Source organism: Enteractinococcus coprophilus (genome assembly GCF_006716305.1).
Lineage (GTDB): Bacteria > Actinomycetota > Actinomycetes > Actinomycetales > Micrococcaceae > Yaniella > Yaniella coprophila.
In genome coordinates, this window is record NZ_VFOU01000003.1 from 43,735 (window position 1) to 59,379 (window position 15,645).

Consider the following 15,645-nt stretch of genomic DNA (forward strand, 5'->3'; position numbering starts at 1 on the left):
AGCGCGAGACAGATCTATGACCGTTGGCCTTTAAGGAGTCATATGCGGTAATTAGGCCGCTTGGGTTTGGATACGCAGCATGTTTGCCCAGGGATCTTCAAAGCCCAAGCTCTTACCGTCGTCTACCACTTGCACGCCGAAATGCTTGACTCGCTCTGCGACTTCACCAACATCGTCAGCAGTTGGCAGGATGATATCAACTTCACCCAAACCGAGGGTCTTATTGCGTCGTCCTGCCCCACGACTGTTCCAGACATTCATTGCCATATGGTGGTGATACCCGCCTGCGCTAACAAATAACGCGCCTGGCGTATTCGCATGGGTGGCGTCAAAACCGAGCCAGTCGACGTAAAACTTTCGCGCTGCGTCGATGTCACCGACTTGTAGGTGCACGTGACCAATTACCGCATCACCGATTGCTGGGTTTTGCACAGCGTCTTCGGTGAGGTAATCACGCAGGTACTGGTTAGGGTCTAGGAACAAGGTATCCATCTCTATTTGCCCGTGTACCCAGCTCCATTCGCTGCGGTCACGGTCCCAGTACAGCTCAATGCCGTTACCTTCTGGGTCGTTGAAGTAGAACGCTTTGGAGACCAGGTGGTCGGAGCTTCCCGTGAAGCTATTCGGCGCGTAGCGGGCAACTGAATACACTGCGGCTGCGAGCGCAGTTTCGGTCTCGAATAGGATCGCCGTGTGGAAGAGTCCGGCTTCGCGGCCTGAAGCATGCTTGAATTCTGGCGCATGTTCCAGGATCACCAATGGGCGCTGATGGCGGCCAATGATTGCTGACCCCTCTTGTTGCGCGATAACTTTTAGGGGAAGCGCCTGGGTGTAGTACTTGATCATATTGTCAAGGTCAGCGACTTTTAAGGTCACTGCACCCATCTCCGTCTGGTCTGCGAGACGGGCATTGTCAAAAGTCTCTACGTTATGGGTCATGTCAGTTCCTCGCTACTGCATCAAAGTTCACGCTGGGCCACGCTCCTTTAAAATTTGAAGCATCTGCTTTCACTATATATGACTTGCCGCAGAAAGTCATACTCGCAAGTGAGGCTCAAAAGATCGAACCAGCTATCGGGATACGCTGTTCGTCATCCACTGCAAATAACCGCCACTGCCCTCGACTATTGGGGCGACGATGACTTCTGGCTCCTTATAGGAATGATTGGTAGCCAGACACTCCTTGACACGTTCTATGGTGGCCACGGTGGTTTTGAACGACAACAAAAACTCAGGGTCGCGATCGGCTTTCCCTTGCCATCGGTAGTAGCTAGTCACCTGGGAAACTTGCACACAAGCAGCTAGCTGCTGTTATATGGCTGCCGCGGCGAGTTGGTCAGCTTCTTCTGCGGTGTCGGTGGTTGTTTGAATGATTACGAATTCGTGGGACTTCATGCCGCCAGTCTGCTTGACGTATCCTGTGTTGAAAAGACAGTAGCGACCGGAGCCCACAATCCCTAGTCTTTGCCACGCCCGGCTTCGAGAAGGTCACCGAGATAAGTGAAGGAGCCCTTGCGTCGATGAGCATAAAGCGCGCCTGCAATCAGAACTGATGGCGCCAGAGCGACAATCATGTCGGTCATTGTGTCGGTATTATCAAGCTGAGCGCTCGCATCGAATATGAGGTCAAAAACGAATTCGGCGATCTCCCACAGCAGGGCGATGAATGCTTTGACCGTGATGAGCACGACCATCTCCAACCACACCGGCAGGTGGAGCTGATACGTGTGTAGGGTCTTGGCCAGAGCTATCACCAGTACGAAGCTGATAACGAATCCTGAGTAGCAATGCACGAGGGTATCCCATGGCGACCAGGCTTCATACCAGTTCCAATACCCTCCCAAATAGGGGCCGGCACCGATCAGTACTGCGTATTGGATCTGAATGCTCAGCGGAACTTTAACGCCGGCCCATCGTTCTGCCAGCCATGGAGTCGCCACCAGCGGGACGAGCACCGTAGCGGTCAATGCCTCGGGCCACCATTGGTTGTACAGGGCCAGAGCTGCCGACCCAAGGAATACTAGGCCGGTGACGACCATGGACATATGAGGCGTAGACCGAATCGTGGATAGTTGCGACATTGTTCCCACGCTAGCCTGTGCTGGCCCGTATTACATCAGCTCCTAGACGATGAAACCTCATCGTTGTTCTAGGCGGAGCATTACATTGCGGCAAAGATCGCGACGAAATGACACGTCCAAGCGATAATCGTATAAAGATGAAAGATCTCGTGGTAGCCAAAAGTTGCAGGAAAGAAATTTGGGTATTTGGTAGCGTATGCGATGGCACCGAGGCTGTAGAAGACGCCACCAAGAATAATGAACCAGACAACCCAGTTGCCGCCCAATGCATGAAAGTCTGGGAGGAACCAGACCGCAACCCACCCCAGCGCTAGGTACACGGGGACAAAGACCCACTGGGGTGCAGCCGACCAGAACTGTCGCAGCAAGATTCCCGCTATGGCTCCGGCCCAGACGACAGTGAGGAGGAAGTCGCGCTGGTCAGGTGCCAGTACTAATACCGCCAACGGGGTGTAAGTACCGGCAATAAGCAAAAAGATATTTGAATGGTCTAACCGTCGCAGAAAAGCATTCAGCCTAGAAGACCAGTTTCCCAGGTGATAGATAGCAGAGGCACCAAAAAGTAAGACCGACGTGGTACCGAAAACTGCGACACTCAATCGGTGGCCCAGGGTTTGTGGGATAGCAATCGCGGCCATCACTGCACATAACACCACAGGCGTGGCGATCAGATGAATCCATCCACGGGCGCGTGGCTTGAGCGGCAAAGGGTCAGGTGATGGGGCTTCATGTTGCGTCGTCTCAGTAGATGACATGGATGCTCCTGACGTGTGGCGCTGTCAATCTCGGAAATCTCAGACTGTTTGATGTGAGTCCAGTCCCGCTGTTGAACCCATATGCCACAGTCTCTGGGTCATTCGATACCAGACAGTCTATGTCACGGCGTGGCGGAGTTCTCACGTCCCCATAGGCGCTTGGGTGTGAACAATCCGCTTGTGTAAGTTGGCTCGCTTCATGCGGGTGCTGGCCGAGCAGACCCCCACAGCGGCTTCGACAGGCTTTGTCTCTGGTGGCGGAGCTCAGATCCATGAAAAACTTGAAGTCCCCGGCTCAATGATGGGACATCCAATGAACATCCAACACCTCAACCCCGCTGGATTACATACCAATCCCGCCTTCTCTCAAGGTGTCGTGGTGGGCGCCGAGCAGCTGGTAGTTGTCGGTGGCCAACAAGGTACCGATTCAGCGGGTAATGTGATCGCCGCGGACCTCAGAAGGCAAACACAACAAGCACTTCGTCATGTCCTGACAGTGTTAGCTGAAGTCGGTGCTGATGCCAGCCATGTGGTCAAGCTCAACATTTTCCTAGACGGCGCGGCGGATGCCCAATCTGGCTACGTCTCGGCGTTTGAAGTCTGGGGCGCACATCCCACCGCAGTGACAGTAGTGCAGATCGCTGGATTCTCGCGTCCCGGGGTCCTAGTCGAAATCGATGCACTTGCCGTGGTCCCCGACAACTCCAACTCAGCAGGATGGCCTCGACGACGAGTCGGCTCGTTGGACAATGTGGTTACAATCGTCTTATGCCTGTTGCCCGTGCTGATCGTCTTGTCCACCACCTATGCCCAGAGGTACCGGCAGAGTTGGCGATTGGGATTGCACACTACAACTGGCACAATGCTCAGGTCGTTGAGCGCGGTAAGGACCATGTGATCCTCATCGCTGACGAGCTGGCTGTTGCACGCCTCCCCCGCAAAACCACCCCGCAGCTTGCCCGAACGATACGGCTCATCGAGCAACTGGAACTGCCGTGGCTGCTACCGAGGGCTTTATCAGCTGTGGATGACGGCGTATTGCAAACCTACGTCCCGGGTACTGCGCACCCGCACGGTACGGGTGACCCTGGCACGCTAGCTGATATCATCAACGTCTTTGCCGACTACGACACCACCGGATTGGCATTAAACGCCCCGTTTGCACAGCGCGGTCGGTTCACAAAAGCCATGCTGACCGCCCTAGACGCTGTCGTGGAAGACCATATGGCTCGGGAGATTGCTGAGCACGTTCATGGTTGGACCGACGATGGTGTTGGCGCAGGTCTTGTGCACGGCGACCTTGCCGGACATAACATGCACTGGGTCGATGGTGAACTGGTAGGGATTCTGGACTGGGATTATGCGGCGCGCTGGGATACCGCGCTGAATGCCACATATCTGAGCCTGTGGCACGGCGTGGATCTTGAGACCATTACTCCGACACCTCACCGCGCGCGCGTCTGGTCCGGTGCCCTAGGTTTATATTCGTTAGCCAATGCGTTGACCTGGGATATTTCCGCTGCCGGCTGGCGACGTCTGAATAAGAAAGTTCAACCCAGGATCTTGGCAGCCCACCGTGCACTGCCGCATGCTGAAGTTTAGCGTAACCGGTCAGGGGCTAGGGCGGTCACCGAAGCGTGGCTAACCCACTCCCCTGCCGTTCCATCAATCATGAGGTCGGCGGCCAGGCGCGCAAAGCCCAGCGAGGTTTGGAAACCGTAACCAGATTGGCCTGCCAACCAGAAGAATCCAGGCTGGGCGTCGTCGAACCCGACCACCGGGGTGCCGTCCGCTGCTTCGGTGCGTAATCCCGTCCAGGCCGACCGCACACCGGTAATGTGCAGGGTCGTGTCGGCCTCAATTTCTTGTATCAGATCGTCAATGTCATTGGCCCGAGGCTGGGCATCGACCGCCGGTGAGGGTTCGGCCTCTTGAGGCGAAGCCAGGATCGCGTCTTCGGTCTCGTAGCGGTAATAGTAGCCATCGACTTTCATCATCATGCACCGATCCGAACTAATTGGCCGGTCAAGACCTAAGATCGCTGCGGTGCGACGTAGGGGCGTCAAGCCCAGCGGACTGGCACCACATAATTGGGCGACCTGATCAGCCCAAGCGCCAGCGGCATTAATGACGACGTTGGACTGATATTTCCCCTGAGTTGTCGTAACGTACCAGGTGCCATCGATGTGTTCCGCCGCGGTCACACGTTCACCAAGCCGAATCTCACAGTGCTCGGCTTGGGTAACCAACCAGGCCATCATGGCGTCTGCTCCGGTGCGCAAAGAGCGCTCATCGAGTGCACCTGCGGTGAATCGTTCGGGTCGTAATTCCGGCAGTAGCTGGCGAACCGCATCTCGGTCTTGAAGAGTTTGTCCAGGATAAGCGTGGGCTGCTATTTCTGTCTCCGTGCCGACCATCATAAACCGCGAAGGCCACGCGACCGGTTGTGCTAACACTTGTTGTCTTGCAAGCAGCATCTCGACGCTAATATCGGTGAGTTCTCGGACCGCAGGTGGTCCATAGCCTAAAACGAGCTGCTGGGCCGAGCGGCCGGAGGTGTGATAGGCCAGTTGGTCTTCTGCTTCCAGCAGGGTTGCGGCTTGGCCGCGGTTTGACAGTTCAGCAGCCAGGGATATGCCGGCAATGCCGCCTCCGATAATGATCATGTGTGCTCCTGGTGAGGGGTGCTGCTTAAATGCACCAGCACGGGTGGCTACACCACCCGCGCTGGCGAGACCGGCAACTGGGTTAGCCGATCTTTTCTAAAATGATTTCTCGAACACGACCAGCATCGGCTTGTCCTTTCGTGGCTTTCATGACCGGGCCGATCAGCGCTCCGACGGCCTGCATGTGACCACCCTGGATGCGTTCGACAACATCGGGGTTGGCCGCCATGGCTTCTTCGACGGCTGCAGTCAGAGCGCCGTCGTCGGAGACCACGGCCAAAGATCGGGCGGCCACGATGTCTGCTGGGCGACCTTCACCGTCGGCAATGTGGCCCACGACCTGACGCGCAATTTTATCGTTGATGGTTTTGTCAGCGATAAGTTTTTCGATCTCGACGACATCGGCCGGGGTAACACCCAGCGCTTCTGGGGAAACACCGCGCTCATTGGCGATGCGCGCGATTTCTCCCATCCACCATTTCCGGGCGGCTTCGGGGCTGGCTCCGGCCGTGATGGTGTATTCGATTTCATCGAGCACACCAGCGGCCACGACGTCGCGGAACTCGGTATCGGAGAACTGCCATTCTTCGCGCAGTCGACGACGACGCTGGACTGGGTTTTCTGGCAGATCGGCACGTAGACGCTCGATCCACGCCGCATCGGTGACAATCGGCCCCAGATCAGGATCTGGGAAGTACCGGTAGTCATCGGCGTCGGACTTTGGGCGGCCCGAACGGGTTGAACGGGATTCTTCTTCCCAGTGCCGGGTTTCTTGAGTGATGGTGCCGCCGGAGTCCAGAACTTTGGCTTGGCGAATGATTTCGGATTCCACTGCCGCAGCCACCGCGCGGGTCGAGTTGACGTTTTTGGTTTCCGTGCGGGTGCCAAACTCGGTGGCGCCGATCGGCATCAACGACACGTTGGCGTCACAGCGGATATTGCCGCGTTCCATCCGTGCATCGGACACGCCAAGGGCCTTGACGATGTCCCGGATCGTGGACAGGTAGGCGCGGGCCAATTCGGGGGCGCGTCCGCCGGCCCCGACGATGGGTTTGGATACGATTTCCACCAGTGGAACACCGGCACGGTTGTAATCCACCAGCGACGATGAGGAATCGTGGATGCGGCCGCCGGCACCACCGATGTGGGTCAGTTTGCCAGCGTCTTCTTCGATATGGGCACGTTCAATTTCAACACGGAAGATTTCGCCGTCGTCGAGTTCCACATCGACCCAGCCGTCATAAGCTATGGCCGGTTCTTCCTGGGATGTCTGGTAGTTCTTGCCCAGGTCCGGGTAGAAATACTGTTTTCGAGCGAACCGCGACTCGGGGGCGATCGTACAGTTCAGGGCCAGGCCGAGTTTGATGCCGTAATCAATGCCAACGGCGTTGATGGTCGGCAGGGTGCCCGGCAGGCCGAGGTCTCCGGCGGTCACATTCGAGTTGGGTTGGTCGCCGAACGCGTTGGTTGCGGTTGAGAACATTTTCGTTTCGGTATTTAGTTCAACGTGAACTTCAAATCCGAGAACGACTTCGTATGTTTGCAAGGCTTTTTTCATGATGCTGCTCCTGCCGTGGTCTGTTCGACGACGGCGCTGATGCGATAAACCAGTTCGTCTGCGTAAGGTGGTGCACAAATGTGCACACCGGCCACGCTGGCGGCCGGCAATCCTGCCAGAGAGGCCCCGACACCTGCGGTGGCCGACTCGTATTCTTTACCTTGGATGGTGGTGGCGGGCACAGCCAGCGCATCTACGGTTTCGAAGGCCGTGTGGTGGTCGTTGATGATCGCGGTGCGTACGCGTTGTGCGGGGCGGAAGTGCGATTCGATCGTGCCAGTAGACAGCATTTGGGTGCCCAACATGACCCGGCGCTTGGTGGCATAACCAAAGCCAGCCCCGCGTGAGGCGGTGATGACGTCTTGGACGGTCGCGTTGGCCGGGGTCACGCGGTTACCGAAACGGATCCCGTCGAATTTGGCCAGGTTCGCCGAGAATTCTGCTGCCCCAATAATGTGGGCGGCCTGGCGGGCCTGGTCCAGGGATTCTAAGGTGACTTCCATGGTGGTGATGCCAGCGTCATGTAGCGCACGAACTCCGTGCTGGTATGCGCTCCAGGCATCATCTGAGACGTTGTCTGGCTGGGTGACAGTGATCCCCAGGGTCACACCGTCTACGCCAGTGTCGGTCGCGAGGTCCCATTCGTGGTGCAGGCTAGTCGGATCCAGCTGATCCGCACCGACTAATATCTCGTGCAGTGCTTTGGCATCAGCGGTGGTGCGAGCAACCGGGGTGATGGTGTCCATGGACGACACTGCGGCCACGAGGCCATAACGAGAGATGGCCCCGTAGGTTGGTTTGACCGCCACGACACCGGTTTCTGCGGCACTATGGCGTGCCGTACCTGCTGTGTCAGATACCACTGCAAACGGTGCTTGATGCTTGGCTACGGCTTCATGGGCACCAGAGTCGTTGCCCATGCCGAATTCGGCGACCCGGGTCTTACCTAAAATTGGGAGTCCGGCTTCGCGCAGGCGGGTGACGACGGTGGCTTCGTATGGGGAAACCCAACCGTCGAGGTAGGCCGAACCGGCAGCGGTGGGCATCTCGGTGGTGACGATGACGTCTGAGAGCACCACGGGGACACCGGCCAGTGGGTGGTCGTATTTGCCGGCGTCGACATCGGCGGCAACAGCCAGAGCATCCTCACGGTTGACGTGCACGAATGCCTCGGATGCGACATCCAAGTGGGCGGTGACCAGCTCGACGGCGGTGGTTTCACCGGCACGAAGTTTCTCCGCCATTTCGGTGGCGGTTAGCTGTGTGAGACTCATTATTCTCCGTCCAGAATCGCAGGGACCATGAATTGTCCGTCTTGTGCTTCAGGAGCACCGGACAGGGCTTGTTCGTTGGTCAACTCGTTGGCGACCACGTCGTCGCGGAGCACGTTGTTGACGGGCAGCGGGTTGACGGTTTCGGCCAGCTGATCATCGGCGGTGACCGCCAGGGATTCGATGATCGGATCGAATTCTGCCGCCAGTTTCTTGCGGTCTTCCTCCGTCAGTGCTATGTGCGCGGTCGCTGCTATGTTGTCAACCATGAATCTCCTTTACTAGAAGTTGTTGAGTTTAACGGGTGGACGTACACCATGAATGTTTCGAGTCCTTCTGGGTCTTCCGCAAGACCGGCGGTGTACAAGTTCCAGTCGCGTTCCGGTGCCCGATGAAAGCCCATGGCCTCATACATCGCTTGGGCCGAGGTCATTGATGCCATCGTGGTGATCGCGACTCGATCCAATCCTTGGCTCTGTGCCATATCCAAGGCAAATTGCACGAGTGCACGGCCGACACCGCGGCCCTGGTAGTGCGGGGCAACGGCCAGCATGCGGAATTCACCTTCGTTATCGTATGCCACCTGAGACTTCTGCGAGCCCGGTGGCACAAAATTGACGGCACCGGCTATGGCACCGTCGACTTCGGCGACGTACAGACCGTCCTGCCTGGCCGCCATATCGACAAGGGTTTGCGCATACGACGAGTTCGGATCGATATGTCCGGCCGTCACATATGCTGCCGTGGTCAATTCGCGCACAGCCACAAAGTCGTCGGGTGTTGCGAGTCGGATCGTTACCAACGAACGGTCTCCAGCTGCTGCTGCAGGGTCTCGACCCGGTCGACCGGCCCGGTCGCCGTGACAGTAACGGTCGCGGCGTTCGCGATGAAATCCACGTGGAAATCGGCGATGGCTAGACCGTCCCCAGACCGAGGGAAACGTGCCGTCTGCTCCGCGATCCACTCGGTGGCATCAGCGGTTTCGACACTTCCGGTGAGCTGAGTGCGACCCACCGGATGGTGAGGATCGACGTCAAGCTCGTGGTGGGCGATGCCCAGGCTACCAGCCAGAGTCCAGTCCGGGGTGGTATCGGAAACCTGCCAGGCTGGACGACGCACGGGCACGCCAGCTTCTTGGGCAATCAATGCCCCGGCTGCCCAGTCGTATTCTTGCAAGCCATATTCGGCATACGCATCAAGGGTACCGTCGGCCACCATGCACAGATCCAGCGCAGCGGAGCCCGCCCGGCGGATATCGGAAAATTCACCAATTGTCAGCAATTGTTGGAGTTGTTCGTATTGGAAGCCTCGTCGTGTGGGGTGGTACGAGAACCCAGATGCCAGCAGCCTTCCAGAACGGCCTAGCACCGGACCACCAAGACGCACCGGTTCGCCCGGATCGGTAGGCAAACCTACTTCCAAACGACCTGTCTGGGCGGTGAAGGCGCCCTCACCTGCACTTGCCCACCAGGAGCGGCCAAGGGCCGGGGCCACAATCGCTGCGGCAACCCACCGGCCCTGGTATTCCACCGCGACTGACGAGCAGTAATGGGGCAGGCCGCGAATAAAGTTCGTGGTGCCATCAAGTGGGTCGATTGACCAGCGATACCCGCTGGGTTCCGCCACGGTCGTCGCCCCGTATTCTTCACCGTAGATTTCATCGTGGGGCCGGTAAGACTGCAACACGAAACGAATAGCTTCTTCGGCCCGGCGATCGAAATCGGTCACCCAGTCTGAGCCCGAGGATTTGGTGATTGCTCCAATATCGTCGATACCCAACGGCGCTAGAGTGTCAGGCCGCTGAGCTAATTGGGCCGCACCGGCTTCTGCTGCGGCACGGGCGACCGCTAAAAATGCCTTCATCGTTCTCCTGCTAGCAATTCAATAAATCCTTGCTCATCTAATACTGTCACGCCAAGCGCTTGTGCGCGGTCGAGTTTCGATCCAGCATTTTCTCCGGCGACCAGATAGTCCGTCTTCTTCGAGACCGACCCGGTGGCTTTGCCACCCCGGGTCAAAATAGCTTCCTTAGCTGAGTCCCGGGTGAAGTTCTCCAAGGTGCCCGTCACCACAATGGTCACACCTTCTAACAAGGTCGAATCTTCGGTGACCTCATCGGCCATCGTGACCCCGGCTTTCGCCCAGGCCTCGATAATTTCCACGCGCCATTCGGTTTGGAAAAATTCCATCACGGCACTGGCGATCACTTCTCCCACGCCGTCGACGAAAGTAAACCGTTCATAATCTTCCGCTTGAGCGGCCTCGCGTAGCGCATCCATCGTGCCAAATGACGCGGCCAGTGCACGAGCTGCGGTTGGCCCAACGTGACGGATGGAGAGGGCGACCAATACCCGCCACAACGGCTGTGATTTGGCCTTTTCAAGCTCGTCAAATAGTCGAGTGGTATTGGCGGTAGGTTGACCCGTTGTGCGAGTGTAGAAATATGGGACCAGTTCCCACTGACCAGTGGATTGCCCTTTCGAGCGTTTCTCGCGCCACACTTTCACGTCGGCCAGTTTGGCCTTGAGTTCTTCATCGCCATGCGTTGCCAAATCAAAAAGTTGGCCATCAGAGGTAATGACGCCGGGGCCGGTGGGCTTCACACGCCCGGCATTGTCTGCCGGGTTGGGGCCCGGTCCGTTCGTCAACCAGGTGGCAGCTTCTTCACCGAGCGCTTCGATATCGAAAGCTCCACGAGAGCCGGCATGTTCGATGCGTCCGGTAAGTTGTGCCGGGCAACTTTCGGCATTCGGACAGCGCAGATCCACGTCGCCTTCCTTCATGGGACGCAACAGCGTGTCACACGAGGGGCAGTTGGTTGGCATGACGAAATCCACGACGTCGTCGCCGCGCAGTGGAAGTACGGGTCCGACAATTTCTGGGATGATATCACCAGCTTTGCGCAGCACCACGGTATCGCCGATTTTCACGTTTTTGGCTTTGACTACATCCTGGTTATGCAACGTGGCCATCGATACCGTCGAGCCGTCGACAAACACCGGTTGCATGATTGCATATGGGGTCACGCGACCTGTGCGCCCGACATTAACGGCAATATCGAGCAGTTTGGTGTGGACCTCTTCCGGCGGGTACTTATATGCAACCGACCAGCGCGGGGTACGCGAGGTGAAACCCAGTTGTCGCTGGTAGGTCATGTCGTCGACTTTGACAACGATCCCGTCGATCTGGTGGACCAGGTCGTGACGGTGTTCGCCATAGTGGTCAATGTAGTCAACGACCTGTTTGGCAACCTCCGTGGAGGTGCCCCGAATAAGTTTGGAGTACGGCGAAACCGGCAGGCCCCATTCGGCAAGCTTTTCATACGCCTGGTGCTGAGAGGTGATGGTAGCCCCGGTGACGGTGCCAAAACCGTGAACGAACATCGCGAGCCGACGCTTTGCGGTTTCGGCCGGATCTTTTTGGCGCAGTGACCCGGCGGCTGCGTTGCGCGGGTTGGCAAAGGGAGCCAGCCCAGCGTCGGCACGAGCTTCATTCAGTTCGGTAAAAGCCTCACCGGGCATAAAGATTTCCCCGCGGACTTCGATCTCTTCGGGAACGTTCTCCCCCGACAACTTGGTAGGGATCTCCTTGATCGTGAGCACGTTACGCGTGACGTCTTCACCGATGCGGCCGTCGCCGCGCGTAGCGGCTCGCACCAGGGCACCGTTGCGGTAGAGGAGGTTGATGGCCAGGCCATCGATTTTAACTTCGGTCAGCCAACCAACGTCGTCACCGGCACCAAGACGGGCCAGCCCTGCACCAACGCGGGCGAACCAAGCTTCCAGTTCTTCAACGGAAAACACGTCTTCCAATGAATACATCTGGGACAGGTGCTCTACCGGCGAGAAGACCGCGTTGCCGCCGACCTCTTGGGTCGGAGAATCCCCGGTAACAATGCTGGGGTGTAAGGCCTCGAGGTCTTCTAGTTCTCGAAAGAGCGCGTCAAAGGCCGCGTCAGAGATTTCTGGTTCGTCATTGACGTAGTATGCGCGGCGATGATGGCGTACCTGGTCTTTGAGATTTTCGTAGTGCTCAAGCAGCTGAGGGTCAGGAGTAGTCACATCAGACATTGTACTGTCAGTGCTCAAGGACTTCAGCGACGATCACCGTGACGTTATCCGATCCGTCGGTTTCCAGGGCGAGTTCTACCAGTTGATCGGCCGCATCCTGGACCGTCGCCGCAGAAGCCAAGATCAAGCCAATTTCTTGGTCTTCGACTTTGCCGGTGAGCCCATCGGTGCACAGCAAAAACCGGTCGCCGATCTCGGCGTCCAACAGCAACACATCAGCTAGCAGTCGGAGGGCTGAGCCGACGGCGCGGGTGATGACATTGCGTGCCGGATGTTCACGGGCTTCGTCCGGGGTCAACTGGCCAAGCCGCACCATTTCGGCAACTGCCGAGTGGTCTTGGGTCAGCTGCATGAAGACCTCATCGCTGGCGCGGTAACGATAGGTTCGCGAGTCGCCCACGTTGGCGATGACCAATTGTTCTTTGTCCTGGTGTAGAACATTGGTGAGCAGGGTCAGTGTGGTGCCGGCCCTGCCCGTAGCGATGTCGTACACGTTCCGGTTGGCCTCGGTGAGCCATTCTTGCAGGGTGAACAGTTCTAGAGGCTCGGTGTTATTTTCCCAGGCTGTGGCGAAAGTGTCGATTACTGCGGCTGACGCGAGTTCGCCACCATCATGACCACCCATGCCATCTGCTACTAGGTAAAGCCCATCGCGGATGAGGTAGGCGTCTTCATTGAGGTCTCGGACGTGTCCCACGTGCGTGGCGCCCGCGGCGGTAAAGCGATACATCAGTCAACCTCGATTCCATCTCCGGCACCACGTAGGAGCATTGACGGATTGATAAGTCCAAATCCCCTCACTGACTGCGGTGGCTGTGGAATTAAAATATACCGTTCATCGTCAGCCAATACATTGGCCGTGAGTTGGTCGACCAGGACGGTTCCTGGATCGGCTAGGGCGGTCAGGCGGGCGGCGAGGTTGACCGTGGGCCCGTAAATATCTCCCAGACGCGACAAGACTCGGCCCCACACCACGGATACTCGAGCCGATGGTAACACGGGGTCTTCGCTGAGGGCTTGCGACAGGGCCAGGGCAATGTCGGCGCCGGCTTCTGGTGTTTCGGCGTTGAACAATACTTCATCGCCCACCGTTTTCACTAGGTGACCCCCGCCGACGGCGATGATCTCGGCACAGGTTTGCTCAAAACGCTGCACCATTTGAGCCAGGGTGCGCTCACTCATGGTGCGCGACAGTGCAGTGTAGGACACCATATCGGCAAACCCCACGGCGCGAGCTAATGGTAGTGGGGTGTCATCTTCGGTGCCGTCACGGCCCTCTTCAGAGGCCGCGAGCCCAGCCTCTACCCTCACGGTCAGTCGCTGCAGCGCCGAATTCAGTTGGCGACGATACGAGTAGGTCACAACGTCTTCTAAGGATTCGATCACCGAGGGTAACAGGCGGACGACCTCACGCCGGGCTTCTGGATCACTGAGGCCTTCGGCACTCATCTTGTCTTCGACCAGTGCCTCAATCTGCCAAACGACCATCCGATCAGTCATCTGCCCAATGGAACGGGCAATTGAGATCGCTGTTTCTTCGTTGAGGACATCTTCGCGCACAAGCTCGACGATCGTGGCCATTGCGGCCACGTCTTGTTTCGTGAAGACTTTCTCGTCGGCTTTGATATTTGGAAAGCCCATGGCGCGCCAGATTTTGCGGGCTGAAACGACCGAGACTCCCAGCTCTTTTGCTACATCTCGAGGGGTGAGGAGTCGAGGGCCGCCGATCAATTCTTCGTCAAGCACCTTGATCGCTTGGGTCCAGGACTCCGTAAACGGCTCGGCCTCCCCTAAGTCTGCAGAGCTCCTCGAATCCGGGTGCACCATATCCAAGGGCCGGGTTGGTCTTGAATCGGTCGTCTTGTCACCGGCTGAGTCGTTGCTCACAAGCCCCTACTTTCACTGAGCGAGCCGCTATTGTAGCGGCCATAAGAACCAAAACGTTCCAGATCTACTAGGGTCTGGAACTCTGTAACTTCTGGGATGTCATGCAACACCCAGGTTTGCCCTCGGGAGTTCATCAGGTGCAAGTCTCCTGATCCCCTTCGACGCTGGCGACGGGTTTGATAAATCGTCAGCGAAACCAACGAGTGTAACGCCACCCAGTGACGCTTCACGGCAATGGCTCCCAGTTTATGGGCCACCCGGTGGGTCGTAATTTCATACCGCGACACGAACCACTGCCATACGGGACGGACCACTGTGAGAAAGATGCCGATGGTGATGAGTCCCAATCCAATCGTAGTGATCGTGGGGGCCGCCGTGCGCAAAAAACCTGGCAGCGTGTAGCTAGCCATGACCCCGGACAGAAATCCAGCGGCACCGGCCCATAAAATAAAACTCCAAGCAGGACGGATCAGCACCGACGGATGCGCGCGGGTACGCACCAATAGGTGTTCACCGGTCACATAATGTGATCGCATGCCACTCCTTGGTCTCGTCCAACCGTTTCACGCCGGTCGTAAATGTACAATGTCTGCCGCAAAGATCTCTTCGATTGTTTCGCCTTGTATTAATAGGCTACCTGTCTGCCCCAACCCCACGGCGGTCCCAATAATATTTTTACCATCCGGCATGATCGCCTTGACCCGTTGACCGATTGTACTCATCGTTGCTTCGAACGATTTCGCTTCGGACTGTGCAATAAAACGCTCTACGGCATCGAGCAGCCGTCGACGGGCTGCTATGACGAACTCTTGGGCAGCAATATCGACGTCGTAATCCGCGAGTGCACCCGCTCTTTCGTGTCGCGGTCCTCCGGTAAACCGTAGATTGGTGCCTACACCAACTACTACAGCATTCGTTTCAGGCAACCACTGGGCTAAGATGCCACACAGTTTCTTGCCATCGGCGTCCAACACATCGTTGGGCCACTTGACTGCTGCAGGAACGTCAAGCTCACGGAACCATCGCACCAGTGCGTCGGCGACCACCAGAGTCATCATGCTCATCCGTTGGGGTTCAACATGTGGCCGCAGCACGATCGACATGGCCGCGGCGGTCCCAGGTGGGGTGTCCCACGTGCGATCCAATCGGCCTCGTCCTGCTGTCTGGTTGTCAGTGGCGATCACATCCCCGTGTTTGCGCACATGTTCTGACCCAGTGGCGAGGTCTTGTGTCGAGGGGGTTTGATCGATCCAATACACGCCCGGAGCGATCTGCCGAGGTTCTTCGTGAGCCACCTACTACAACCTTCATTTTAAACAACCGGTAGTATTATCCAGGATACAGGCCATACTCTACT

The 15,645-nt window shown here is 57.4% G+C and carries 15 protein-coding genes and 2 pseudogenes; 2 read left to right on the top strand and 15 right to left on the bottom strand.

What is annotated here, in order from left to right; all coding sequences use genetic code 11:
* Nucleotides 1–51: 51 nt before the first annotated feature.
* The 4 genes and pseudogenes from FB556_RS08225 to trhA all read right to left on the bottom strand — a co-directional run bounded on the left by FB556_RS08225 (nt 52) and on the right by trhA (nt 2,836).
* Nucleotides 52–939 (bottom strand): VOC family protein, encoded by an 888-nt coding sequence (locus FB556_RS08225; RefSeq protein ID WP_246057303.1) that lies wholly within the window; start codon nt 937–939, stop codon nt 52–54.
* Between the two features lie 132 nt (nt 940–1,071).
* Nucleotides 1,072–1,299: pseudogene (gene cutA / locus FB556_RS13875) on the bottom strand (divalent-cation tolerance protein CutA); the annotation flags it as partial.
* 158 nt (nt 1,300–1,457) lie between these two features.
* Nucleotides 1,458–2,081: a DUF2238 domain-containing protein gene (locus FB556_RS08235; protein WP_141866663.1), complete on the bottom strand. Its 624-nt coding sequence runs from the start codon at nt 2,079–2,081 to the stop codon at nt 1,458–1,460.
* Nucleotides 2,082–2,161: 80 nt separating this feature from the next.
* Nucleotides 2,162–2,836: a PAQR family membrane homeostasis protein TrhA gene (gene trhA / locus FB556_RS08240; protein ID WP_141866665.1), complete on the bottom strand. Its 675-nt coding sequence runs from the start codon at nt 2,834–2,836 to the stop codon at nt 2,162–2,164.
* A 187-nt stretch (nt 2,837–3,023) separates the two neighbouring features.
* Here trhA and FB556_RS13675 point away from each other — a divergent pair, with 187 nt between their 5' ends.
* Entirely contained in the window at nt 3,024–3,734 is a 711-nt protein-coding gene (locus tag FB556_RS13675; protein WP_246057305.1) for a RidA family protein, read from the top strand.
* Nucleotides 3,731–4,438, top strand: coding sequence for a phosphotransferase (locus FB556_RS13545; RefSeq protein ID WP_281280495.1), 708 nt, complete (start codon nt 3,731–3,733; stop codon nt 4,436–4,438). The genes FB556_RS13675 and FB556_RS13545 overlap by 4 nt, the downstream gene beginning before the upstream one ends.
* On the opposite strand, the pseudogene FB556_RS08255 reads toward FB556_RS13545, so the two are convergent.
* The 11 genes and pseudogenes from FB556_RS08255 to FB556_RS08305 all read right to left on the bottom strand — a co-directional run.
* A pseudogene (locus FB556_RS08255) lies at nt 4,435–5,538 on the bottom strand (NAD(P)/FAD-dependent oxidoreductase); the annotation flags it as partial. The gene FB556_RS13545 and the pseudogene FB556_RS08255 overlap by 4 nt on opposite strands.
* Before the next feature lie 46 nt (nt 5,539–5,584).
* Nucleotides 5,585–7,060, bottom strand: coding sequence for an Asp-tRNA(Asn)/Glu-tRNA(Gln) amidotransferase subunit GatB (gene gatB, locus FB556_RS08260; RefSeq protein WP_141866671.1), 1,476 nt, complete (start codon nt 7,058–7,060; stop codon nt 5,585–5,587).
* A complete protein-coding gene (locus tag FB556_RS08265) occupies nt 7,057–8,334 on the bottom strand; it encodes an amidase family protein (RefSeq protein WP_141866673.1) in 1,278 nt (425 codons plus the stop codon). The genes gatB and FB556_RS08265 overlap by 4 nt, the downstream gene beginning before the upstream one ends.
* Nucleotides 8,334–8,600 (bottom strand): Asp-tRNA(Asn)/Glu-tRNA(Gln) amidotransferase subunit GatC, encoded by a 267-nt coding sequence (gene gatC, locus FB556_RS08270; protein WP_141866675.1) that lies wholly within the window; start codon nt 8,598–8,600, stop codon nt 8,334–8,336. Before gatC ends, FB556_RS08265 begins: the two co-directional genes overlap by 1 nt.
* Entirely contained in the window at nt 8,585–9,133 is a 549-nt protein-coding gene (locus tag FB556_RS08275; RefSeq protein WP_170200424.1) for a GNAT family N-acetyltransferase, read from the bottom strand. The genes gatC and FB556_RS08275 overlap by 16 nt, the downstream gene beginning before the upstream one ends.
* Nucleotides 9,127–10,194 carry an inositol monophosphatase family protein gene (locus FB556_RS08280; RefSeq protein ID WP_211344014.1) on the bottom strand — a complete coding sequence of 356 codons (1,068 nt, stop codon included), beginning with the start codon at nt 10,192–10,194 and terminating at the stop codon, nt 9,127–9,129. The genes FB556_RS08275 and FB556_RS08280 overlap by 7 nt, the downstream gene beginning before the upstream one ends.
* A complete protein-coding gene (ligA, locus tag FB556_RS08285) occupies nt 10,191–12,401 on the bottom strand; it encodes an NAD-dependent DNA ligase LigA (protein ID WP_141866680.1) in 2,211 nt (736 codons plus the stop codon). Before ligA ends, FB556_RS08280 begins: the two co-directional genes overlap by 4 nt.
* Nucleotides 12,402–12,408: 7 nt before the next feature.
* A complete protein-coding gene (locus FB556_RS08290; RefSeq protein WP_141866682.1) occupies nt 12,409–13,131 on the bottom strand; it encodes a PP2C family protein-serine/threonine phosphatase in 723 nt (240 codons plus the stop codon).
* A complete protein-coding gene (locus FB556_RS08295) occupies nt 13,131–14,228 on the bottom strand; it encodes an adenylate/guanylate cyclase domain-containing protein (protein ID WP_141867685.1) in 1,098 nt (365 codons plus the stop codon). Before FB556_RS08295 ends, FB556_RS08290 begins: the two co-directional genes overlap by 1 nt.
* Before the next feature lie 56 nt (nt 14,229–14,284).
* Entirely contained in the window at nt 14,285–14,824 is a 540-nt protein-coding gene (locus tag FB556_RS08300; RefSeq protein WP_141866684.1) for a PH domain-containing protein, read from the bottom strand.
* Between the two features lie 27 nt (nt 14,825–14,851).
* Nucleotides 14,852–15,583, bottom strand: coding sequence for a biotin--[acetyl-CoA-carboxylase] ligase (locus FB556_RS08305; RefSeq protein ID WP_141866686.1), 732 nt, complete (start codon nt 15,581–15,583; stop codon nt 14,852–14,854).
* Nucleotides 15,584–15,645: the final 62 nt, after the last annotated feature.

What these genes read in the sequence shown, in the direction of transcription:
- FB556_RS08265 (WP_141866673.1), bottom strand. Translation starts at nt 8,334, where the DNA reads ATGAGTCTCACACAGCTAACCGCCACCGAAATGGCGGAGAAACTTCGT.
- FB556_RS08290 (WP_141866682.1), bottom strand. Translation starts at nt 13,131, where the DNA reads ATGTATCGCTTTACCGCCGCGGGCGCCACGCACGTGGGACACGTCCGA.
- FB556_RS08300 (WP_141866684.1), bottom strand. Translation starts at nt 14,824, where the DNA reads ATGCGATCACATTATGTGACCGGTGAACACCTATTGGTGCGTACCCGC.
- FB556_RS08295 (WP_141867685.1), bottom strand. Translation starts at nt 14,228, where the DNA reads ATGGTGCACCCGGATTCGAGGAGCTCTGCAGACTTAGGGGAGGCCGAG.
- trhA (WP_141866665.1), bottom strand. Translation starts at nt 2,836, where the DNA reads ATGTCATCTACTGAGACGACGCAACATGAAGCCCCATCACCTGACCCT.
- FB556_RS08235 (WP_141866663.1), bottom strand. Translation starts at nt 2,081, where the DNA reads ATGTCGCAACTATCCACGATTCGGTCTACGCCTCATATGTCCATGGTC.
- FB556_RS08225 (WP_246057303.1), bottom strand. Translation starts at nt 939, where the DNA reads ATGACCCATAACGTAGAGACTTTTGACAATGCCCGTCTCGCAGACCAG.
- FB556_RS08280 (WP_211344014.1), bottom strand. Translation starts at nt 10,194, where the DNA reads ATGAAGGCATTTTTAGCGGTCGCCCGTGCCGCAGCAGAAGCCGGTGCG.
- ligA (WP_141866680.1), bottom strand. Translation starts at nt 12,401, where the DNA reads ATGTCTGATGTGACTACTCCTGACCCTCAGCTGCTTGAGCACTACGAA.
- gatC (WP_141866675.1), bottom strand. Translation starts at nt 8,600, where the DNA reads ATGGTTGACAACATAGCAGCGACCGCGCACATAGCACTGACGGAGGAA.
- gatB (WP_141866671.1), bottom strand. Translation starts at nt 7,060, where the DNA reads ATGAAAAAAGCCTTGCAAACATACGAAGTCGTTCTCGGATTTGAAGTT.